Below are 293 nucleotides of genomic sequence, written 5' to 3' on the forward strand. Positions count from 1 at the left end.
TGGTGGGTCGTGCAGGATTCGAACCTGCGACCAATTGATTAAAAGTCAACTGCTCTACCAACTGAGCTAACGACCCATACAGGGTAGCGACTTCGAAGATAAATCTCTGGAACCACTATCATAGTGGCATTTGTGCAGGATGAGTCGGCTTTCGCCGGCGGGCTATTGCTGATGCAACGCTATCCTTCACATTTAACACCGCAATCGCGATATTAAATTGGTGGGTCGTGCAGGATTCGAACCTGCGACCAATTGATTAAAAGTCAACTGCTCTACCAACTGAGCTAACGACC

General features: G+C 48.1%; 1 tRNA gene. It reads right to left on the reverse strand.

The window, feature by feature from the left end:
• A tRNA-Lys gene (locus PU683_RS22130) sits at positions 1–76 on the reverse strand.
• Positions 77–293: the final 217 nt, after the last annotated feature.

This window comes from Candidatus Kosakonia sp. 282A-S69 (assembly GCF_029433855.1).
Classification (GTDB): Bacteria; Pseudomonadota; Gammaproteobacteria; order Enterobacterales; family Enterobacteriaceae; genus Kosakonia; species Kosakonia cowanii_A.